Origin of the sequence: Leeia sp. (assembly GCF_041909055.1) — a bacterium.
Classification (GTDB): Bacteria; Pseudomonadota; Gammaproteobacteria; order Burkholderiales; family Leeiaceae; genus Leeia; species Leeia aquatica.
In genome coordinates this window covers 394,390-414,208 of sequence record NZ_JAYREC010000001.1, presented here as the reverse complement: position 1 = coordinate 414,208, position 19,819 = coordinate 394,390, and the positions used below count along the sequence as shown (strand labels likewise).

The 19,819-nt window shown below is 60.3% G+C and carries 21 protein-coding genes; 19 read left to right on the top strand and 2 right to left on the bottom strand.

Annotation, left to right across the window (positions count from 1 at the left end; translation table 11 throughout):
* Nucleotides 1–18 precede the first annotated feature (18 nt).
* Together ACE3O2_RS02460 and ACE3O2_RS02455 are read right to left on the bottom strand one after the other, a co-directional pair.
* Nucleotides 19–489: a hypothetical protein gene (locus ACE3O2_RS02460; protein ID WP_374334685.1), complete on the bottom strand. Its 471-nt coding sequence runs from the start codon at nt 487–489 to the stop codon at nt 19–21.
* Nucleotides 490–500: 11 nt separating this feature from the next.
* On the bottom strand, nt 501–1,958 hold the full coding sequence (locus tag ACE3O2_RS02455) for a PLP-dependent aminotransferase family protein (protein ID WP_168876283.1): 1,458 nt from the start codon (nt 1,956–1,958) through the stop codon (nt 501–503).
* 113 nt (nt 1,959–2,071) lie between these two features.
* Between ACE3O2_RS02455 and ACE3O2_RS02450 the strand changes: the two genes are divergently transcribed.
* The 19 genes from ACE3O2_RS02450 (at nt 2,072) to lpxD (ending at nt 19,819) form a co-directional block, all read left to right on the top strand.
* The gene (locus tag ACE3O2_RS02450; protein WP_374334684.1) at nt 2,072–2,986 is read left to right on the top strand and encodes a PhzF family phenazine biosynthesis protein; all 915 of its coding nucleotides are present in this window, start codon (nt 2,072–2,074) and stop codon (nt 2,984–2,986) included.
* Nucleotides 2,983–3,870 carry a DMT family transporter gene (locus ACE3O2_RS02445; RefSeq protein WP_374334683.1) on the top strand — a complete coding sequence of 296 codons (888 nt, stop codon included), beginning with the start codon at nt 2,983–2,985 and terminating at the stop codon, nt 3,868–3,870. The genes ACE3O2_RS02450 and ACE3O2_RS02445 overlap by 4 nt, the downstream gene beginning before the upstream one ends.
* 40 nt (nt 3,871–3,910) lie before the next feature.
* Nucleotides 3,911–4,240 (top strand): DHCW motif cupin fold protein, encoded by a 330-nt coding sequence (locus ACE3O2_RS02440; RefSeq protein WP_374334682.1) that lies wholly within the window; start codon nt 3,911–3,913, stop codon nt 4,238–4,240.
* Between the two features lie 7 nt (nt 4,241–4,247).
* Complete coding sequence (locus ACE3O2_RS02435) at nt 4,248–4,694, top strand: GNAT family N-acetyltransferase (RefSeq protein WP_168876279.1); 447 nt, start codon at nt 4,248–4,250, stop codon at nt 4,692–4,694.
* A gap of 65 nt (nt 4,695–4,759) precedes the next feature.
* Nucleotides 4,760–5,809 carry a low-specificity L-threonine aldolase gene (ltaE, locus tag ACE3O2_RS02430; RefSeq protein WP_374334681.1) on the top strand — a complete coding sequence of 350 codons (1,050 nt, stop codon included), beginning with the start codon at nt 4,760–4,762 and terminating at the stop codon, nt 5,807–5,809.
* 27 nt (nt 5,810–5,836) lie between these two features.
* Complete coding sequence (gene lpcA / locus ACE3O2_RS02425) at nt 5,837–6,421, top strand: D-sedoheptulose 7-phosphate isomerase (RefSeq protein WP_374334680.1); 585 nt, start codon at nt 5,837–5,839, stop codon at nt 6,419–6,421.
* A 73-nt stretch (nt 6,422–6,494) separates the two neighbouring features.
* Nucleotides 6,495–7,289: a transporter substrate-binding domain-containing protein gene (locus tag ACE3O2_RS02420; RefSeq protein ID WP_374334679.1), complete on the top strand. Its 795-nt coding sequence runs from the start codon at nt 6,495–6,497 to the stop codon at nt 7,287–7,289.
* A 45-nt stretch (nt 7,290–7,334) separates the two neighbouring features.
* On the top strand, nt 7,335–8,219 hold the full coding sequence (locus ACE3O2_RS02415) for an NAD(P)-dependent oxidoreductase (protein WP_374334678.1): 885 nt from the start codon (nt 7,335–7,337) through the stop codon (nt 8,217–8,219).
* Nucleotides 8,220–8,428: 209 nt separating this feature from the next.
* Nucleotides 8,429–9,169 (top strand): 30S ribosomal protein S2, encoded by a 741-nt coding sequence (gene rpsB / locus ACE3O2_RS02410; protein ID WP_168876275.1) that lies wholly within the window; start codon nt 8,429–8,431, stop codon nt 9,167–9,169.
* A gap of 148 nt (nt 9,170–9,317) precedes the next feature.
* Complete coding sequence (gene tsf / locus ACE3O2_RS02405; RefSeq protein ID WP_168876274.1) at nt 9,318–10,196, top strand: translation elongation factor Ts; 879 nt, start codon at nt 9,318–9,320, stop codon at nt 10,194–10,196.
* Nucleotides 10,197–10,288: 92 nt separating this feature from the next.
* Nucleotides 10,289–11,008 (top strand): UMP kinase, encoded by a 720-nt coding sequence (gene pyrH / locus ACE3O2_RS02400; protein WP_168876273.1) that lies wholly within the window; start codon nt 10,289–10,291, stop codon nt 11,006–11,008.
* Nucleotides 11,009–11,043: 35 nt separating this feature from the next.
* Nucleotides 11,044–11,601 carry a ribosome recycling factor gene (gene frr, locus ACE3O2_RS02395; protein WP_374334677.1) on the top strand — a complete coding sequence of 186 codons (558 nt, stop codon included), beginning with the start codon at nt 11,044–11,046 and terminating at the stop codon, nt 11,599–11,601.
* Between the two features lie 111 nt (nt 11,602–11,712).
* Nucleotides 11,713–12,471 (top strand): polyprenyl diphosphate synthase, encoded by a 759-nt coding sequence (gene uppS / locus ACE3O2_RS02390; RefSeq protein ID WP_374334676.1) that lies wholly within the window; start codon nt 11,713–11,715, stop codon nt 12,469–12,471.
* Entirely contained in the window at nt 12,465–13,325 is an 861-nt protein-coding gene (locus ACE3O2_RS02385) for a phosphatidate cytidylyltransferase (RefSeq protein WP_374334675.1), read from the top strand. Before uppS ends, ACE3O2_RS02385 begins: the two co-directional genes overlap by 7 nt.
* The gene (gene ispC, locus ACE3O2_RS02380; protein WP_374334674.1) at nt 13,325–14,521 is read left to right on the top strand and encodes a 1-deoxy-D-xylulose-5-phosphate reductoisomerase; all 1,197 of its coding nucleotides are present in this window, start codon (nt 13,325–13,327) and stop codon (nt 14,519–14,521) included. The genes ACE3O2_RS02385 and ispC overlap by 1 nt, the downstream gene beginning before the upstream one ends.
* On the top strand, nt 14,515–15,861 hold the full coding sequence (gene rseP, locus ACE3O2_RS02375) for an RIP metalloprotease RseP (protein ID WP_374334673.1): 1,347 nt from the start codon (nt 14,515–14,517) through the stop codon (nt 15,859–15,861). The genes ispC and rseP overlap by 7 nt, the downstream gene beginning before the upstream one ends.
* Nucleotides 15,858–18,158, top strand: a complete 2,301-nt coding sequence (gene bamA, locus ACE3O2_RS02370) for an outer membrane protein assembly factor BamA (protein ID WP_374334672.1) — start codon at nt 15,858–15,860, stop codon at nt 18,156–18,158. The genes rseP and bamA overlap by 4 nt, the downstream gene beginning before the upstream one ends.
* A gap of 47 nt (nt 18,159–18,205) precedes the next feature.
* The gene (locus ACE3O2_RS02365) at nt 18,206–18,706 is read left to right on the top strand and encodes an OmpH family outer membrane protein (RefSeq protein WP_374334671.1); all 501 of its coding nucleotides are present in this window, start codon (nt 18,206–18,208) and stop codon (nt 18,704–18,706) included.
* A 90-nt stretch (nt 18,707–18,796) separates the two neighbouring features.
* Complete coding sequence (gene lpxD, locus ACE3O2_RS02360) at nt 18,797–19,819, top strand: UDP-3-O-(3-hydroxymyristoyl)glucosamine N-acyltransferase (protein WP_374334670.1); 1,023 nt, start codon at nt 18,797–18,799, stop codon at nt 19,817–19,819.

Genomic DNA, 19,819 nt, shown 5'->3' with positions numbered 1-19,819 from the left:
TGCGTTCCTGCTTGAACCTTACTGCCCGGGTGCCGGGTCTTCTACCGTGAGCTTGTTGCCACACTCACGCAGCATGCTCTGGATGGAGGTAAAACCAACCGATGGCCCGGTCTGCTCCAGATACAACACCATTACCCCGTCGCTCTTGGTGTTGCCCAGGGTGACGGTGTAGCCTTGGTAGGACTTGCCAGAGCGAAAGCCGCTGACCTTGCGCACCGTGAACTTGCTGCCGACCTTGAATTTACGGTCGCTGCTGCTGGCCTGAAAACGCGGCGCCTGTCCGGCAACCGGGCGCTCGGGGGCCGTGCCGAGATAGCAATTGTTGTTTTCGTTGCGCCCCAGAATGGTGAAGGCGAGGTCCGCCTTGATCTCCACCGGCAGGGTCAGCACCAGCTTGCTCTTGGGCGGCAGGTCGATCAGATTGTTGCGCAGGTCTACGGCCAGCGTGGGCAGGCTGGTGAGCATCAGCAACAGGGCTGGCAGGCGCATGGCAACTCCGTTCAGGCAAGGACTGCCTGCATTGTAGCACCGTGCAGCACCGGCTGCGGGGTGGTGCAGCCCTCCAGCAGCCGTCCCAGCCGGTCAAACACCATGTCATTGCAGTGGGCAATGTTAAAGCGCATGAAGCGATTGGCATTGCTGGCCACACTCATCAGGTTACCCGGCGCCAGTACGATGTGGGATTGCAGCGCGCTGGCCGCCAGATCGCAGGCATTCACCCCCGGCGGCAGGCTGGCCCAGATGAACATGCCGCCTGCGGGCTCGGCCACGGCCTCACAGCCCAGCCGTGCCAGCGCAGGCCGTACCCGCGACATCGCCTGCGCCAGCTTGCCGCGCACCCGGTCCACATGCTTGCGGTAGAAGCCTTCGGTCAACAATTGGTAGACCACCTGCTCGACGCCTTCCGAACTGGTGATGCCAGTCAGCAGCTTGAGGTCGGCCAGCTCCTGGATCAGGTCACGCTGGGCGGTGATGAAACCGACCCGGAAATTAGCCGACAACGTTTTGGAGAAGCTGCCAACGTAAATGACCCGTTGCAGCTGGTCCAGCGCGGCCAGCCGCGAGCTGGGCTCATTGAGCAGGTCGGCGTAGATATCGTCTTCGATGATGTAGAAATCATGCGCATGCGCCAGATTCAGCAGCTTGAACGCGACGCCGGGGCTGATATTGGTCCCCATCGGGTTTTGCAGTACACTGTTGGTCAGGTAAATACGCGGGCGGTGCTCCAGCACCAGACGCTCCAATACCTGCAGGTCCGGCCCTTGCGGGGTGCGCGGTACCGGCAGCAAGGTCACGCCGTGCAGTTTGAGGTTGCCACGGAAATTGAAGTAGCTGGGGTCGTCCAGCAGTGCCGTATCGCCGGGGCGCAGAAAGTAGCGCAGGATCAGGTCGATGGCTGGCATCGCGCCTGCGGTGAGCAGAATCTGCGAGGGGCGGGCGTCGATATTGATGTCGGCCAGCTTCTGCTGCAATTGCTGCCGCAGCGGCAAATAGCCTGCAGGCAGGCCGTAGCAGGTGGGGCGCAGCATCGGCGTGCGTGACAAGGTGCGCAGTGCGCGGCGGATGTCTTCGGTCATCAGCCAGTCGGTTGGCAGCCAGCCGCAGCCCGCTTTCAGCATGTCGTTATCGGACAGCAACATCTGCCGCATCAGCCACACGGTATCCACTGCACGTTCTACCGGAGATTCGGCCTCCGGCTGCTGCACCGGCTTGCTGCGGTGAGCCACAAAAAACCCTGCGCCACGGCGAGAATCCAGATAGCCGCGTGCCACCAGCCGGTCGTAGGCCTCGACCACGGTGAATTTGCTCACTGTCAGCGATTGCGCCAGTTGCCGGATCGACGGCAGCCGCATGCCGGCATGCCAGGTCTTCTGGTCAATATTGCGGGTGATCTGGTCCACGATCTGCTCGACCAGAGGCGTATCACGCTCGGAGCTGACTTCAGGCAGGGCAAACATTGGCAGGGTCACTTTACCGGTACAGTTAACCTTGATTGTAGGCCAACTGTACCTGACACCGTCAAGTTGCTTTCACCTACCATGAAGCCAAATGTACCTCGAAGGCAGGCGCCATGCAGACGTTTCATACTTACGATGTGTTTACCGACCGGCGTTTTGGCGGCAATCCGCTGGCGGTGGTGTCTGCTGCCGACGGGCTGGATGAGGCCACCATGCAGCAGATTGCCCGTGAGTTCAATTACTCGGAAACAGTGTTCTTGCAAGCCGCCACGGAAGCGGGCTGCGCCTGGCGTTTGCGCATCTTCACCCCCAGCCTGGAAATGCGTTTTGCCGGACACCCCACCATCGGGGCAGCCTTGCACTTGGCCTGGCAAGGGCTGCTCGGTACATTGGAGGACGGGGCGACCCGGGCCTTGCATACGGTGGCAGGCCCTGTACCGGTACAGTTTTCCGTTCAGGACGGACAGGTGCAGTCAGCAAGGCTGACGGCACCCGAGGTGCCGACGGTGCTGCCGGTCTCGCTGACACCCGCACAATTGGCTGAACTGCTGGCACTGGATGAGGGGGATTTCCCGCCGGGTGTAGCACCGGTCATGGTGTCCTGTGGCATGCCTTATCTGCTGGTAGCTTTGAACAGCCGCGAGGCCTTGTCACGCCTGCGCTTGCAGGCCGATGCCTGGCATCGGTATTACGACCCGGCATGGCGCAAGCTGTTTGCGTTTGCGCCGGATGGGGTGCTGGGCTATGTCCCGCAGCAGGACGGGGTCTACGCGGCACGAATGATGTGGATGGAACGGGATGTGCCCATGGAAGACCCCGCCACCGGTGGGGCTGCGTCCAGCCTGGCCGGCTGGCTGTCCAGCCAGCAAGAGGCTGCGAACGGTGAGTGGCGCTGGACCTTGCATCAGGGCGAGGACATGGGCCGCTTCAGTGTGCTGCACCTGATCGGCCGGAAACAACAGGGCAGGGTGTTGCCGCCGATGGTAGGTGGCGGTGCCGTACCCGTCATGCAGGGGCAATTACGATGAGTGCACAACAACAATCCACTCAAGGCTGGGGTGGCATGGGCTGGGGCCTGCTGGGGGTGATCGGCTTTGCCGGTTCCTTGCCGATGACCAAACTGGCGGTGGTGGACCTGAATCCGTGGTTCATCAGTCTCGGACGTGCGCTGGTCGCTGCGGTGCTGTCCATCCTGTTGCTGCTGTGGCATCGCAGCCGCTGGCCACAGGGCCGCGAATGGGGATGGCTGGCCGGAGTGGTGATCGGTGTGGTGCTGGGTTTTCCGGTGTTCTCTACACTGGCGCTGCAATATGTGACCTCCTCGCAGGCTTCGGTGATCAATGGCACCTTGCCGTTGGCGACGGCGGTGCTGGCGGCCGGCTTAGCAGGGGAGCGTCCGCGCTGGGCGTTCTGGCTATGGTCAATACTGGGCAGTGGGCTGGTGGTCGGCTTTGCCCTGTGGCGCAGCGCGCACAGTGGAGCGGGCTGGCGCTTGAGCTGGGGGGATGGCCTGATGCTGCTGGCCGTCGGCATCGGTGCGCTGGGCTATGTGGCGGGTGGCCGGGTGGCACGCACACTGGGGAGCTGGCAAACCATTTGTTGGGCGCTGGTGATGTCCTTACCCTTGCTGCTGTGGCCAGTGTGGCACACTCGCCCGCAGCACATGGTGTCTGCCGTGGCGTGGGGCGGTTTCGCCTATGTCAGCCTGATCAGCATGTTCCTCGGTTTCTTTGCCTGGTATCGTGGTTTGGCGGTAGGGGGCATTGCCCGGGTGGGGCAGGTACAGTTGTTACAGCCTTTCTTCAGCTTGCTGCTGGCGGCGTTGATGTTAAGGGAGCATGTGCCGCCGGTGATGTGGCTGGTGGCGCTGGCGGTAGTGGTGTGTGTGGCGCTGGGGCGCCGCTCCGCCTGACGGGGTGTGGGGTTGTCACACAAGGCTTGGGAGAGTACGGATGCAGATGCATGATATTCCGTTTGGTGTAACAGACTGGTCCGCTATCGAGGAAACCCGGCATCCGGGCGAGCAAGGCGAGGCCTGGTGGAAAACCTGCCGCTTCGGTGAGATCCGGGTGCGCATGGTGCGCTATACCCCCGGCTATCTGGCCGACCACTGGTGCAGCAAGGGGCATATCCTGCTGTGTCTGCAGGGCGAGCTGGAAACCGAGCTGGAGGACGGCCGCCGGTTTGTGCTGCGCCCCGGCATGAGCTATCAGGTGGCCGACCAGGCAGAAGCGCACCGCTCCAGTACGGCGGTGGGTGCGGCCTTGTTTATTGTGGATTGAGCCCCATATGCACTATGTTGTCGAGCAAGATGGCTTGTTGCTGAGTACAGACCCCGCGCAGCTTGACCGGGCCTGGCTCTTCCATGAATTGTCCGAAGAGGCTTACTGGTCACCGGGGCTGCCTGCTGAACGGTTTGACAGCATGCTGCAGCACTCGCTCTGCTTTGGCCTGTATCGCAATGGTGTGCAGCTGGGCTTTGCCCGTGCAGTTACCGATTACGCCACCTTTGCCTACCTGGCCGACGTGGTGGTGAGGGCCGAGTGTCGAGGGCAAGGGCTTGGGCAATGGATGATGCAGGGGGTTCTGGCCCATCCACGGCTGCAACAGCTACGCCGCATGATGTTGGTCACACGCGATGCGCACACGCTGTATCGGCGCTTTGGTTTTGAGGCGACAGCCGCACCCGCCAATGTCATGGAAAAGCGTGACCTGAGCCTTTATCGACAAGCGTGATCAATAACGCTGCCCGCTTGCCGTACAATTGATCCTTCCATGCCGCATCTGATCAGGAGCCTTGCATGTACCCGCAGTCCAATACCGCTTCCCAACATGCCATCGTGGCCGATTTCCGCAGTGATACCGTCACCCGGCCCGGAGCGACTTTGCGCAAGGTCATGCACGATGCGGAGGTGGGGGATGATGTCTTCCACGATGATCCCGCTGTCAACCGGCTGGAGGCGTTTGCTGCCGACATGCTGGGCTTTGAGTCGGCCCTGTTTGCCCCCTCGGGAACGCAAACCAACCTGATCGGCCTGCTGACACACTGCCAGCGCGGCGACGAGTATCTGGTGGGGCAGGAAGCGCACACCTATCGTTACGAAGGCGGTGGCGCTGCGGTGCTGGGCAGCATCCAGCCGCAGCCCATTCTCAATCAACCGGATGGCACGCTGGCGCTGGCAGACATCGCGGCCGCCATCAAGCCGGATGATTACCACTTTGCCCGCAGCCGCCTGCTGGCACTGGAAAACACCATCGGCGGGCGGGTGTTGCCGATGTCTTATCTGGCCGAGGTGGAGGCGCTGGCGCGGCAACGTCGCCTGTCCCTGCATCTGGATGGCGCGCGCCTGTTCAACGCATCGGTGAAGCTGGGTGTGCCTGCTGCGCAGATTGCCGGGCATTTTGACTCGGTGTCGATCTGTCTCTCCAAAGGTCTGGGGGCACCGGTGGGCTCCCTGCTGCTGGGCTCGCGCGACTTTATTGGCGAGGCCCGTCGCTGGCGCAAGATGCTGGGCGGTGGCATGCGGCAAGCGGGTATTCTGGCTGCGGCGGGTGAATATGTACTGCGACACCATGTCGAACGCCTGAGTGAGGATCACTACCACGCCGAGCGGCTGGCCGAAGGCTTGGGCAGCCTGTCTGGCCTGCAGGTGACGCCACCGCAAACCAATATTGTCTTCGTGCGGGTGCCTCCGGCAGTGGCTGAAGCGTTTGCCTCTCATCTGCTGCAGCATGGCATCCTGATTACCGGTACCACCTTGCAACGCTGGGTGACCCATCTGGATGTGAACCGCAGCCAGGTGGATGCGGCCATTCGCATTGCCCGCCAGTTTTTTGAATCCCGGGCCTGAGCCTGAATCGTTTGTTGAGGTTGTTTGATGACTGCATCCCGTATTGTGACCCACCTGACCGAGGCGCATGCGCTATTGACCCAGGTGCTGGAAGACCCCGCCTTCATCCGTTCGGTGGAGCAGGCGGGCGACCTGCTGGTGGACTGTTTCCGCGCCGGTGGCAAGGTGATTGCCTGCGGTAACGGCGGCTCGCATTGTGATGCCATGCACTTTGCCGAAGAGCTGAGCGGGCGCTACCGGGATAATCGACCAGGCCTGCCCGCCATGGCGATATCGGATGTGTCGCACATCACCTGCGTGGGCAATGATTACGGCTTTGAGCACATTTTTTCGCGACATGTCGAGGCATTTGGCCGCGCGGGGGATGTGCTGCTGGCGATCACCACCAGCGGCAATTCAGCCAATGTGCTGCGGGCGGTGGAGGCCGCGCAGGCCCGCGGGATGCGGGTAATCAGCCTGCTGGGCAAGGATGGCGGCAAGCTGAAGGGGCGTTGCGATGTGGAGGTCATCGTGCCGCACTTTGGCTATGCGGATCGCACCCAGGAGATCCATATCAAGGTCATTCACAGTCTGATCGACTGGGTTGAGCACGGTATGGACTATAGTCAATAGCAGACAGCTGCACCGGTAATCCCTCAGGGGTGGGAAGGTGTGGTTGCTGCAACACACCGACAGGGGGTTTGCCATGAAAATGCGTTTGTGGGCGGTTTTGCTGCTGTGCCTGGGGCTGGCTGCACGGGCCGATGATCTGGATACCATCTTGCAGAAGCAGGAGGTGGTGATTGGCGTGAAAGACGCCTCGCCACCATTTGGGGTGTACGACAAGGCCAAGGGCACCGTCAGCGGTTACGACATTGACTTCGCGCTGGGTGTCGCCAAGCGGCTGGGAGTCAAGCCGGTGTTCCGGACGGTGAACCCGGACGATCGCATCCCATTCCTGCAAGAGCGCAAAGTGGATCTGGTGATTGCCACCTTTACCAAATCGCCGGAGCGGGAGCGCTTGCTGGAGTTCAGTCTGGGCTACTTCGTCACCGGGCAGAAGTTTCTGGTGCCCGCAGGCAAGTATCAGCGTGTGGAAGAGCTGAACCGGGCGCGCATCGGGGTGGTGAATGCCTCGACTTCGGAAAAGACCTTGCGCAAGCAGATGCCGGAAGCGCAGGTGATGCCGAATGAAGATTACCCGGAAATGGTGCGCATGCTGCAAGCCGGTCAGCTGGATGCCATCTCGACCGATGAGCCGATTCTTGCTGGTTTGCTGGGCAAGATGAGCAACCGCAGCAAGTTTGAGATCATGTCGACCGCGATTACGTTTGAGTCGTACGGCGTCGGCATGCGCAAAGGTGAGAAAAAGCTGCTGAAAGCCGTCAACGACGCCTTGCTGGACATGGAGAATACGGGCGAAGCCAAGCGGATCTTTGATCGCTGGTTTGGCCCGAACTCCAGCATGCCGATGATGCGCTTCTTTACCATTCGTAACTGAGGCTGGCCAAAGTCCAGCCCCGACAAAACCTGGAAAGGGCTGGACATGCATGTGCAAGCAGGGTGCGTAGGACTGGGCATCATGGGGCGACCCATGGCCCTCAATCTGTTGAAAGCCGGGGTGCCGGTCACGGTGTATGCCCGTCGCCCGGAAGCTGCTGCGCCCCTTCAGGCGGCCGGGGCCGGGGTGGCACCCTCACCTGCAGCCCTCGCAGCGTGTGTGGATGTGCTGTTCATCAATGTCTCGGATACGCCGGATGTCGAGCAGGTGCTGTTTGGCGATCAGGGTATCAGCCAGGGTGCCCGCCCCGGGCTGGTGGTGGTAGACATGGGCACCAGCTCCCCGTCGCACACGCAGGCTTTTGCGGCCCGACTGGCTCAGCAAGGGGTGCAGCTGCTGGACGCGCCCGTGTCCGGGGGCGAGGTCGGCGCCATCAATGGCACCCTGACCATCATGGTGGGCGGCGAGGCAGAGGCCTTTGCGCGGGCGTTGCCGCTGTTCCAGCACATGGGCAAGACCATCACCCACGTGGGGGGCAGTGGGGCCGGCCAGGTGGCCAAAGCCTGCAATCAGATCGTGATTGGCGGCACAGTGCTGGCGGTGGCGGAGGCCATGACCTTTGCCAAGCGGCAAGGCGTGGATGCGGCCAAGGTACGCGAAGCGCTGCTGGGGGGCTTTGCCCAGAGCAAGGTGCTGGAGGTGCATGGCCAGCGCATGCTGGACGATAACTTCAAGCCCGGCTTCAAAGGGCATCTGCATCAGAAGGACATGAACATCGTGATGGCCGAGGCGTTGGCCCTGAATCTGGGCCTGCCGTTGTCAGCCCAGGTACTGCAATACCTCAATGCGCTGGTGGGCAGCGGGGAGGGGGAGCTGGATTCATCGGCCATCTACCATCTGGTGGACCGTTTCTCGAAACCTGCCTCCTGATCTGCGTGCGCGGGTTCATTCTGACTTGAGTGAAGGGGCGAACCCATGCTAGAATCTTCGGTTAGCTTGATCGTGTTTTTGTTGGCCATCCCGCCAGACGCGATCAGCGAATCCTCACATCCGCGATGAACAAGGGTGCGCCAGCTTCGGCTGCGCGTGTAAGTCCCGCGGATGGCGGTATTTAACCCTGACCCCATTGGAGTATTACAATGTCCGTTACCATGCGCGATATGCTGGAAGCCGGTGTCCACTTCGGCCACCAGACCCGTTTCTGGAACCCGAAAATGGCCCCGTTCATTTTCGGTCACCGCAACAAGATTCACATCATCAACCTGGAAAAGACCCTGCCGATGTTCGAGGACGCACTGAAGTTCGTGCGTACCCTGTCGGCAAACGGTGGCAAGGTGCTGTTCGTGGGTACCAAGCGTCAAGCCCGCGAGATCGTGGCTGAAGAAGCAGCACGCGCTGGCGCCCCGTTCGTGGACCAGCGTTGGCTGGGTGGCATGCTGACCAACTTCAAGACCGTCAAGCAATCCATCAAGCGCCTGCAAGACATGGAAGCCATGCTGAGCAGCGAAGCATCTGAAAAGTACGGCAAGAAAGAACTGCTGGACATGCGTCGCGAGCAGGAAAAGCTGGAAAAGAGCCTGGGCGGCATCAAGGAAATGGGTGGCCTGCCGGACGCCATTTTCGTGGTGGACGTGGGCTACCAGAAGGGCACCATCGTGGAAGCCAACAAGCTGGGCATCCCGGTGATCGGTGTGGTTGACTCCAACAACTCCCCGGAAGGCGTGAACTACGTGATCCCGGGTAACGACGATTCCAGCCGTGCGATTCGCCTGTACGCCCGTGGCGTGGCCGATGCCATCCTCGAAGGCCGCAACCAGGTGATCAAGGAGCTGGTCTCCAGCCAGGAAGAACTGGTGGAAGTTGCCGCAGACGCCGAATAAAGCGGACGCCAGAACACACAAGGGGGCGTAAGCCCCCTTGTCGTATCTGCCGCCTCGGGTGGGGCAATTTGCAATATGCAGGATGTAGCATGAACGCCGGGTGGCGGGCATGCGCCAATGATCTACAGAAAACTTCAGGAAGAGAACCATGGCAGAAATTACCGCAAAGATGGTGTCCGAGCTGCGTGAGATGACCGGGCTGGGCATGATGGAATGCAAGAAGGCGCTGGTGGAAACCGCTGGCGACCTGAAGAAGGCCGAAGAACTGCTGCGCATCAAGGCGGGCAACAAGGCTGGCAAGATGGCTGATCGCGTGGCCGCTGAAGGCATCGTGGGCCACTTCATCAGTGCCGACGGCAAGCTGGGCGCACTGGTGGAAGTGAACTGCGAAACCGACTTTGTGGCCAAGGACCCGACCTTCGTGGCACTGGCCAAGCAAGCTGCTGAAGCTGTTGCCAACGCCAACCCGGCCGACGTGGCTGCACTGTCTGACGTGAAGACCGCCAGCGGTGAAACCGTGGAAGAAGTGCGCAAGGCCGCCATCGCCAAGCTGGGCGAAAACATGACCATCCGTCGCTTCGTACGCTACACCACCGAAGGCAAGCTGGCCGCTTACCTGCACGGTGCCCGTATTGGCGTGATGGTGGACCTGACCGGTGGTGACGACGTGCTGGGCAAGGATATTGCCATGCACATTGCTGCTTCCAAGCCGAAGTCGCTGGACGCATCCGGCGTGGACGCCGAGCTGATCGAAACCGAGCGCCGCGTGGCCATCGAGCGTGCCAAGGAAGCCGGCAAGCCGGAAGCCATGCTGGAAAAGATTGCCGAAGGTACCGTGCAGAAGTTCCTGAAGGAAGTGACGCTGCTGAGCCAGCCCTTCGTCAAGGACGACAAGCAGTCCATCGAGCAATTGCTGAAGGCCAACAGCGCCAAGGTGAACGCATTCACCCTGTACGTGGTGGGCGAAGGTATCGAGAAGAAGGTGGTGGATTACGCCGCTGAAGTGGCTGCTGCTGCCAAGGTCTGATCCTGCTGCAACCGTCAAGCCGCCCCCGCTGGTCGGGGGCGGTGTCGTACCTGCTGTACCGAATTGCCCGTTAACCCGAGAGAGGCCCAGTCATGAGCACAAACCCTGCTTACACCCGCATCCTGCTGAAACTTTCCGGTGAAGCCCTGATGGGTAATGACAGCTACGGGATCAACCGTGCCACCATCGAGCAGATGGTGCGCGAGGTCAAAGACGTGGTTGATCTGGGCGTGCAAGTCGCCGTGGTGATTGGCGGCGGCAATATTTTCCGTGGTGTGGCACCGGCCGCGGCCGGGATGGACCGCGCCACTGCCGACTATATGGGCATGCTGGCCACCGTGATGAACGCCCTGGCCCTGCAGGACGCCCTGAAGCATATTGGTGTGGTCAGCCGGGTGCAATCGGCGCTGACCATGCAGCAAGTCGCCGAACCGTACATCCGGGGCAAGGCCATGCGCTATCTGGAAGAAGGTAAGGTTGTGATTTTCGCTGCTGGTACCGGCAACCCCTTCTTCACTACCGATACTGCCGCCGCACTGCGCGGCATGGAAATCGGGGCCAACATCGTATTGAAAGCCACCAAGGTGGATGGCGTGTATACTGATGATCCGAAAACCAACCCGGATGCCGAGCGTTACCAGACCATCACCTTTGATGAGGCGATTGCCAAGAACCTGAAGGTGATGGATGCGACTGCGCTGACCCTGTGCCGCGACCAGAAAATGCCGATTTCGGTATTCAGCATTTTCAAGGCGGGTGCATTGAAACGCGTGGTGATGGGTGAAAACGAAGGAACCCTGGTGCACGTCTGAGGACGGGCGCTGAGCTGTTGTCAGGAGCAAGAAGCATGATTGCGGATGTCAAAAAGAACGCCGAACAGAAGATGCTGAAGACGCTGGAAACCCTGAAATCGGATTTCAGCAAGGTGCGTACCGGGCGTGCGCATACCGGTCTGCTGGACCATGTGATGGTGGATTACTACGGTTCGCCGACGGCCATCAACCAGGTTGCCAACATCACACTGGTGGATGCGCGTACCATCGGTGTGGCCCCGTATGAAAAGAAAATGGCCGCTGCAGTAGAAAAGGCGATTCGGGATTCCGACCTTGGTCTGAACCCGGTGTCCAGTGGTGAGCTGATCCGGGTGCCGATGCCGGCCCTGACCGAAGAGCGTCGCCGCGACCTGACCAAGGTGGTGCGGGCTGAGGCGGAAAACGCGCGTGTGGCTATCCGCAATGTGCGTCGTGATGCCAACGACCAGCTCAAGCGCGCCCTGAAGGACAAGGTGATCTCGGAAGATGAAGAGCGCCGTGCGCAGGACGATGTGCAGAAGCTGACCGACAAGCACATCGCCGAAGCAGACAAGCTGCTGCAGGCCAAGGAAGCGGAACTGATGGCCGTTTGAGCGGTCTGATGTTTTCCTTCTGACCCTTGCAAGACGCCGCTGTTGGCCTCGCTGACAGCGGCGGTTTCGTTTCTGGCTGTTTCAGCCGGAAGCAGAGAGACAGGCCCCTGCATGTTTGAAAGTTCAACCCAGGCTATCCCCGGCAGCCGCCGGGTGCCACGTCATATCGCCATCATCATGGATGGCAATGGTCGCTGGGCCAAAAAGCGCTTCCTGCCCAGGGTGGCAGGCCACCGCAAGGGGGTGGAGTCGGTTCGCGAGATGGTGAAAGCCTGTGTGGCAGAGGGGGTGGAGTACCTGACCCTGTTTGCCTTCTCCAGCGAAAACTGGCGCCGCCCTGCGGATGAGGTGTCGTTATTGATGCAGTTGTTTGTCCACGCGCTGGAAGGCGAGGTGGCCAAGCTGCATAAACATGGCGTGCGCCTGAAAGTGGTGGGTGACCTCAGCCGTTTTGCCCCCAACCTGCAGCAGTTGATTCAGCGTGCCGAAGCACTGACGGCAGACAACCCGAAGTTGACACTGACCATTGCCGCCAACTATGGCGGCCGCTGGGACATCCTCAACGCCATGCGCCGCCTGCTGGCGGAGCAGCCCGACAAGGCGCAGGATTTTACCGAGGCTGATTTCACCCCCTACCTCTCCATGAGCTATGCGCCGGAGCCAGACCTGTTCATCCGTACCGGTGGCGAGGAGCGCATCAGCAACTTCCTGTTGTGGCAGCTGGCTTACAGCGAGTTTTACTTTACGCCGACCCTGTGGCCGGATTTTCACCGTGCATCACTGATGGAGGCCATCGCCTCCTATCAAGAGCGCGAGCGACGGTTTGGCCGCACCAGTGAGCAAGTGCAACAGGCGGACTCCCCATGCTGAAAACCCGTATCCTGACCGCGCTGGTCCTGATTCCGCTGGTACTGCTGGGCTTGTTTGAAGCCAGCATGACCGTCTGGCAATTGGCGATTGCCGGGATACTGGGGCTGGCCGCCTGGGAGTGGGGGCGGTTGGCGCGGATGGGGCGTCTGCAGCATAGTCTGTTCATTCTCAGCTGCCTCGCGCTGGCGGGGGGCTGGTATTGGCTCAGCCTGCAGTCGCCACTGTGGTGGATGCATGTGGGGATTCGGCCGGGTCTGGTGCAGTCGCTGCTGGTGGTGTCGGTGCTGGGGTTCTGGCTGTTGATCGTGCCGCTGTGGCTGGCGCGCCAGCTGAAAATCCAGCAAACATGGTTTTTGTGGCTGGCCGGTTTGCTGGCGCTGCTGCCCTTTGCCTGGTCACTGGTCAGCTGGCGTTTCGGATTGGCGAGTGGCCGGGCTGGCGCGGAGCTGACGCTGGCGGTGATGGCATTGGTGTGGGTGGCGGATTCGGCTGCCTATTTTGCGGGCCGCGCGTTCGGCAAGCACAAGCTAGCGCCCGCCATCAGCCCGGGCAAGACCTGGGAAGGGGTAGCCGGCGCGTTTGCCGGTACCACGCTGTACGCCGCACTGGCCTGGCACTGGGGCTGGCTGTCACTATTGCACCTGAGCCTGGGGCAGGCGATATTGGCGGCCGTGCTGCTGACCCCCTTGTCGATCATGGGCGATTTGTATGAGTCCTGGCTGAAGCGCTGTGCCGGGATCAAGGACAGTAGCCAGCTGCTGCCAGGGCATGGCGGCGTGCTGGATCGGGTGGATGCCTTGCTGGCGGTGTTGCCGGTGAGCTTCGCCCTGTTGTTGCTGGTGAAAGGGTTGTAATGCGGCAGATTACCGTACTGGGGGCGACCGGTTCGATCGGCGTATCCACGCTGGATGTGGTGGCGCGTCATCCGGAACGCTTTCAGGTGTTTGCGCTGACCGCGCACCGCCAGCTGGACAAGTTGCGTGAGCAATGTCTGCAGTTTCATCCCCGCTATGCGGTGCTGGGGGACGAAGCACTGGCGGCCCAGCTGCAGCAGCAGTTGCGCGAGCACGGCTTGAGCACCGAAGTGCTGGCGGGCGAGGCGGGGTTGGTGGCAGTGGCTTCGCATCCGGACGTCGACACCGTGATGGCAGCCATCGTCGGCGCGGCGGGTTTGCCATCCAGCTTTGCTGCCGCGCAGGTCGGCAAGCGGGTGCTGCTGGCGAATAAGGAAACCCTGGTGCTGGCGGGCAAGCTGTTCATGGATGCCGTGCAGGCATCGGGTGCACAGTTGCTGCCGATTGATTCCGAACATAACGCCATTTTCCAGACCCTGCCACGTGACTATCGCAATGCGCTGGTGCGGGAACATCCGCGCAGCCATGGCATCCGGCGGATCCTGCTGACAGCATCCGGAGGCCCCTTCCGTGACCGTGACCCGGCCACCTTGCACGAGGTGACGCCGGAGCAAGCCTGCGCGCATCCCAACTGGTCGATGGGGCGCAAGATTTCGGTCGATTCCGCCACCATGATGAACAAGGGCCTCGAAGTCATCGAAGCGCATTGGCTGTTCTCGACGCCGGTGGAACTGATTGATGTGGTGATTCATCCACAGAGCATTGTGCATTCGATGGTGGAGTACCTGGATGGCTCGATCCTGGCCCAGCTGGGTAGCCCGGACATGCGTACGCCGATTGCTTACGCCCTGGATTACCCGCAGCGGATTGAAGCCGGTGTCAGCCCGCTGGAGTTTGGCAAGTTTGGTGCACTGAATTTCTACCCGCCCGACCTGCAGCGTTTTCCCTGCCTGCGACTGGCGTTTGATGCCCTGCGTGCGGCAGGGGCAATGCCAGCGGTGCTCAATGCCGCCAACGAGGTGGCTGTGGAGGCGTTCCTGTCGTGCCGTATCCGCTTTACCGACATCGCGCGGCTGGTGGAAACCACGCTGGAGCATTACCAGCCGGCTGCTCCGAACGATATGGAGAGTACGCTGGCGGTGGACGCTGAGGCGCGTCGTCAGGCAATGGTACAGATGAAGGTGCTAGCATGCTGACCCTGTTTGCCTTTCTCGGGCTGATCTCGGTGCTGGTGACCATTCATGAGTTCGGCCACTACTGGGTGGCGCGGCGTTGCGGCGTGAAGGTGTTACGCTTTGCGCTGGGCTTTGGCAAACCGATCTGGCTGCGCCGTTTTGGTCAGGACCAGACCGAGTTCGCCATCTGCATACTGCCCTTGGGCGGCTATGTGCGCATGCTGGATGAGCGCGAGGCCCCGGTCGAGCCGCATGAGGTGCACCGCGCCTTCAACCGCCGACCGGTCTGGATGCGCATGCTGGTGGTGCTGGCCGGTCCGTTTGCCAATTTTCTGCTGGCAATTCTGATTTACAGCGGCATGCTGCTGGTGGGCATGGCGGATTTCCAGCCGCGTTTGGGTTCGGTGCTCCCATCCACCCCGGCGGCTCAGGCCGGGTTTCAGGGGGGGGATCGTATCCTGACCATGAATGGTACCGACATCCTGTCGTGGGAAGATTTTCGTCTGCGTCTGTTTGGTGCGGCGCTGGGCGATGAGCGCGTAGAGCTGGAGGTGCTGACTACCGGCGGGACGCATGCCACGCGGGTGCTGGATTTCTCTGCCAGGCAAGAAAAGATCGATGTTGCGTTGGTGGACCGGTTGGGATTGATTCCTGAGTTCAGATCAACGGTGGTGGGCAAAGAGCCTAAGGGGGCTGCGCTTAAAGCTGGTTTGAAGGAAGGGGACCGTATCCTGTCGATCAATGGACTGCCGGTGGCGGATGGTGGGGTGCTGATCGACCGGATTCAGCATGCCGCCGGGCAGCTCATCACGTTGGAGGTACGGCGTCAGGGGCAGGTGCTGACACTACAGGCGACCCCTGATACCGTGCAAGAGAATGGTCAGCGAATCGGCAAGCTGGGGGTATCCTTGGGCTGGGATGCCGAAGCCACCCGCAAGCAGGCCATGGTGCTGCAGCTCGGGCCGTGGCAAGCGCTGCAACACGCCATGGTGCGTACCCGCATCACAGCGAGTTTGTCCTTGCAAATGCTGGGCAAGATGCTGACCGGGCGGGTGGGTGTGGAGAATCTGGGTGGGCCGGGTTCGGTTGCCAAAGTGTCGGGTGAGGCGGCCGCCATTGGCTGGGTGCCCTATCTGTTGACCATTGCGTTTGTCAGCATCGGCTTGGGTGTGCTTAACTTGTTGCCGGTGCCGATGTTGGATGGTGGGCATTTCATGTATTATGTCGCCGAGCTGATCAAGGGCAGCCCGGTATCTGTGCGCGCACAGGAGATTGGCCAGTATGTCGGCGTTGCCGTCCTGCTGATGCTGATGTCCATCGCCTTGTATAACGACGTTCAACGACTGTTTCTACACGCATGATCAAACAAAAAACCCTCGCGGTTGCGTTACTCGCCGCCTTTGCGGCTCCAGCCTGGGCGCTGGAGCCTTTCGTGGTGAAGGACATCCGGGTCGAGGGCCTGCAGCGAACCGAGGTCGGTACCATCTTTACTTACCTGCCGGTCAAGGTGGGTGAGACCTTTGATGACAGTAAGGCCAGTGCCGCCGTCAAGGCACTCTATGGCACAGGCTTCTTCAAGGATGTGCGTCTGGAAGTGGAAGACAATGTGCTGGTGGTGACGCTGGTCGAGCGTCCCTCCATTGCCCAGATCAACATCACCGGCGCCAAGGAATTCAATGCGGATCAGCTGAAGAAGGCGATGAAGGGGGCAGGTCTGGCTGAGTCGCTGATCTTCGACAAATCCTTGCTGGATCAGGCTGAGCAGGAGTTGAAGCGTCAGTACTTCAACCGTGGCAAGTACAGTGTGGACATCAAAACCTCGGTGACGCCGCTGGAGCGTAATCGGGTTGCCGTCAACTTCGATATCTCCGAAGGCGTGGTGGCACGGATCAAGCGCATCAGCATTGTCGGTAACCAGGCTTTTTCGGAAGACGATCTGATCGACGAGATGCGACTGTCGACCAGCGGCTGGATGACTTGGCTGTCCAAGGCAGACCAGTACTCCAAGCAGAAACTGGAAGCGGATCTGGAAACCCTGCGCTCCTACTATCAGAACCAGGGCTATCTGGAGTTCAATGTGGACTCCACCCAGGTCAATATTTCGCCGGACAAGGAAGACATTTACATTACCGTCAATGTTACCGAGGGCAAGCAGTACAAGGTGGGCGAACTGAAGCTGGCCGGTGAATTGCTGGTGCCGGAAGAAGAACTGCGCAAGCTGATTCAACTGGCGCCCGGCGATGTGTTTAACCGTGACAAGCTGGTGAGCAGCAACAGCGCCATGGCGGACCGGCTGTCTAACGATGGCTATGCCTTTGCCAATGTCAATGCGGTACCGCAGCTGGATCGCGACAAGCAGACCGCTTCGTTCACCTTCTATGTGGATCCGGGCCGCAAGGTGTATGTACGCCGTATCAACATCAGCGGCAATACCCGTACCAAAGATGAGGTGATCCGCCGTGAAATGCGGCAGATGGAAAATGCCTCGTACGATGGTGACAAGGTCAAGCGTTCGCGTAACCGGGTGGATAACTTGGGTTACTTCACCGAGGTGGGGCTGGATACGCCAGCAGTACCCGGTACCACTGACCAGGTGGATGTGGAGGTCAAGGTCAAGGAAAAGCCGAGCGGCAACATCCAGTTTGGCGTCGGCTATGGCCAGACCGAAGGGGTGGTGATTCAGGCCGGGATCACACAGAGCAATATCTTTGGTACCGGCAAGTACGTGTCGGCGTCGATCAATACCAGCAAGAGCCAGCGTGGCTTTAACCTGTCCTATACCGATCCGTATTTCACGGTGGATGGCCTGAGTCTGGGCTACGACCTGTATGTGAATAACGCCAAGCCGGAAAAAATTGACACTGGCAAGTACGTGATGGCGACTGCCGGTATCGGCGCCCGTCTGGGCATGCCGATTTCGGAAGAGGATGTGATCAACTTCGGGCTAACCTTTGATCAGACCAAGCTGACCAGTGACCCAGTATCCGGCTCACCGATTGCCAATGCCTTTATCAAGCAAAATGGAAACCGGATTCGCACTGTGATTGGTAGCGCCAGCTGGGCCAGCGATACCCGGGATAGTGCAGTGGCACCGAATGAGGGTCGTTACCAGAGTGCGACCTTTGAAACGGGTGTCGGTACCAAGGTGCCGTACTACAAACTGGGTTATCAGTACCAACAGTTCTTCCCACTGTCGCGCGAAGTGACGCTGATGTTAAACGGTGAAATCGCCATGGGTAAGGCGACCGGTGGCAAGGACCTGCCGTTCTACCGCAACTACTTTGCGGGTGGAGTTGGCTCGGTGCGCGGCTTTGACGGCAGCTCACTGGGTCCGCGTGACAGTACCGGCTCCAGCATTGGTGGTGACAAGCGTCTGGTGCTGAATGCCGAAATGTTCTTCCCTTTCCCGGGCATGAAGCATGACCGGACGCTGCGACTGAGTGCTTTCCTGGATGCCGGGAACGTTTTTGGCCCGAATGATGTCAGTGGGTTGGCAAGCAACAAATTCAGTCTGGGCGAGCTGCGTGCGTCTGTCGGGGTCGGTTTGTCGTGGATTTCCCCGCTGGGGCCCTTGAAGTTCAGCATGGCGCAGCCGATTCGCAAGAAGAGTGGCGACCGCAAGCAGCGCTTCCAGTTCCAGATTGGTAGCGTGTTTTGATTTCCAGCCAGTCTGGCACTGGCGACTGATGTGATGGAGAGTACAAGTTGAGCAAGTTTTCCAAGGTAATGGGCGGCCTGTTGGCTCTGGCGGTGGCGACCGGTGCAGCGGCGGAGACCAAGATCGGGGTGTTCAGTCTGGAGCGCATCGTTCAGGCGGTGTCGAACCAGAAGGATGACAAGAAGATCAAGGAAGAGTTTGCCCGGCGCCAGGCAGAACTCCAGAAGATGGAGTCTCAAGCCAAGGACATGCAGGCTGATCTGGAAAAGAACGAGGCCACCATGTCGGAGGCCGACAAGACCAAGAAGCAAAAAGCCTTGCGTGATTTGAGCACCCAGTTCCAGCGCAAACTGCGTGAGTTTCGTGAAGATGTCAGTGCCAAGCAGGCCGAAGACGAAAGCCGTACCGGTGAGTTGCTGCGCAAGGCCATCAAGCAGCTGGCCAGTACGGAAAAGTATGACCTGATTGTGCAAGGTGATGAGTTGCCGTATTACGGGCCACAAGTGGATGTCACCGATAAACTGCTGAAGATGCTGGGCGCCAAGTAAGTCCACACCAACAGCATACGGACCTGTCTGTGGTCGGTCCGGTGAAATGAGGAATGCCCCGCTGGGGCATTCCGTGTTTACAGGATAAGCATGCGATTAAGCCAACTGGTAAGCCTGCTGGGTGGGCGTTTGCAAGGCGAGGATGTTGACGTCATCCAGGTGGCGCCGCTCGAACTCGCCGGTGCCGGGCAGATCAGTTTCCTGGCCAATCGCAAATATGCCCGCCAGTTGACCACGACTCAGGCGGCAGCCGTGATCCTGCCTGAGGATCTGGCAGCGGGTCATGCGGGTCCGTGCATCGTTGCGAGCAACCCCTATCTGTATTTTGCCCGGGTTTCCCAGCAGTTGAATCCGATACCGCCAATACGTCCTGGCATTCATCCCACAGCCGTAGTGCAAGCAGGGGCGGTGGTGGATCCCACCGCTGAAGTGGGAGCACTGGCGTACATTGGTGCCAATGCGGTGGTTGGGGCGCATGCTCTTATTGGCCCCCAGTGTTACGTCGGTGAAGGGGCCAGCATTGGTGCGAATACCCGGCTGATGGCGCGCGTGGTGATCCAGCATGGCTGTATCATCGGGGCGCGGGGCCTGGTTCACAGTGGGGCGGTGATTGGTGCTGATGGCTTTGGTGTGGCCAATGATGGCGGACGTTGGGAGAAGATCCCACAGATCGGCATTGTACGGATAGGTGATGATGTCGAGATCGGCGCCAATACCACCATCGACCGGGGGACCATGGCCGACACGGTGATCGGTAACGGCGTCAAGCTGGACAACCAGATCCAGATTGGACACAACGTGCAGGTGGGCGACCATACTGCAATGGCGGGATGCGTGGGGGTGGCGGGCAGCGCCCAAATCGGTGCCCACTGTACGGTGGGGGGCGGTGCCATCATTTTGGGCCACCTTAGTTTGGCAGACCATGTTCACGTCTCGGCTGCAACGCTGATTACCAAATCCATACGGCAACCAGGTACCTATACGGGTGCCTACCCGTTTGAATCCCATGAAGACTGGCTGCGACATGCTGCGCAGCTGAAACAATACGACAAGCTGAGCAGCCGCCTGAAAGCGCTGGAGCAGCAGATGCAACCCGGAGATAACGACGCATGA

Bases quoted from the DNA above. Each gene is read 5' to 3' on its own strand.
- tsf (WP_168876274.1), top strand. From the start codon at position 9,318: ATGGCAGAAATTACCGCAAAGATGGTGTCCGAGCTGCGTGAGATGACC.
- ACE3O2_RS02450 (WP_374334684.1), top strand. From the start codon at position 2,072: ATGCAGACGTTTCATACTTACGATGTGTTTACCGACCGGCGTTTTGGC.
- ACE3O2_RS02440 (WP_374334682.1), top strand. From the start codon at position 3,911: ATGCAGATGCATGATATTCCGTTTGGTGTAACAGACTGGTCCGCTATC.
- bamA (WP_374334672.1), top strand. From the start codon at position 15,858: ATGATCAAACAAAAAACCCTCGCGGTTGCGTTACTCGCCGCCTTTGCG.
- rseP (WP_374334673.1), top strand. From the start codon at position 14,515: ATGCTGACCCTGTTTGCCTTTCTCGGGCTGATCTCGGTGCTGGTGACC.
- frr (WP_374334677.1), top strand. From the start codon at position 11,044: ATGATTGCGGATGTCAAAAAGAACGCCGAACAGAAGATGCTGAAGACG.
- ACE3O2_RS02460 (WP_374334685.1), bottom strand. From the start codon at position 489: ATGCGCCTGCCAGCCCTGTTGCTGATGCTCACCAGCCTGCCCACGCTG.
- ACE3O2_RS02455 (WP_168876283.1), bottom strand. From the start codon at position 1,958: ATGTTTGCCCTGCCTGAAGTCAGCTCCGAGCGTGATACGCCTCTGGTC.
- ltaE (WP_374334681.1), top strand. From the start codon at position 4,760: ATGTACCCGCAGTCCAATACCGCTTCCCAACATGCCATCGTGGCCGAT.
- ACE3O2_RS02435 (WP_168876279.1), top strand. From the start codon at position 4,248: ATGCACTATGTTGTCGAGCAAGATGGCTTGTTGCTGAGTACAGACCCC.
- ACE3O2_RS02445 (WP_374334683.1), top strand. From the start codon at position 2,983: ATGAGTGCACAACAACAATCCACTCAAGGCTGGGGTGGCATGGGCTGG.
- pyrH (WP_168876273.1), top strand. From the start codon at position 10,289: ATGAGCACAAACCCTGCTTACACCCGCATCCTGCTGAAACTTTCCGGT.
- lpcA (WP_374334680.1), top strand. From the start codon at position 5,837: ATGACTGCATCCCGTATTGTGACCCACCTGACCGAGGCGCATGCGCTA.
- uppS (WP_374334676.1), top strand. From the start codon at position 11,713: ATGTTTGAAAGTTCAACCCAGGCTATCCCCGGCAGCCGCCGGGTGCCA.
- ACE3O2_RS02385 (WP_374334675.1), top strand. From the start codon at position 12,465: ATGCTGAAAACCCGTATCCTGACCGCGCTGGTCCTGATTCCGCTGGTA.
- ispC (WP_374334674.1), top strand. From the start codon at position 13,325: ATGCGGCAGATTACCGTACTGGGGGCGACCGGTTCGATCGGCGTATCC.
- lpxD (WP_374334670.1), top strand. From the start codon at position 18,797: ATGCGATTAAGCCAACTGGTAAGCCTGCTGGGTGGGCGTTTGCAAGGC.
- rpsB (WP_168876275.1), top strand. From the start codon at position 8,429: ATGTCCGTTACCATGCGCGATATGCTGGAAGCCGGTGTCCACTTCGGC.
- ACE3O2_RS02415 (WP_374334678.1), top strand. From the start codon at position 7,335: ATGCATGTGCAAGCAGGGTGCGTAGGACTGGGCATCATGGGGCGACCC.
- ACE3O2_RS02420 (WP_374334679.1), top strand. From the start codon at position 6,495: ATGAAAATGCGTTTGTGGGCGGTTTTGCTGCTGTGCCTGGGGCTGGCT.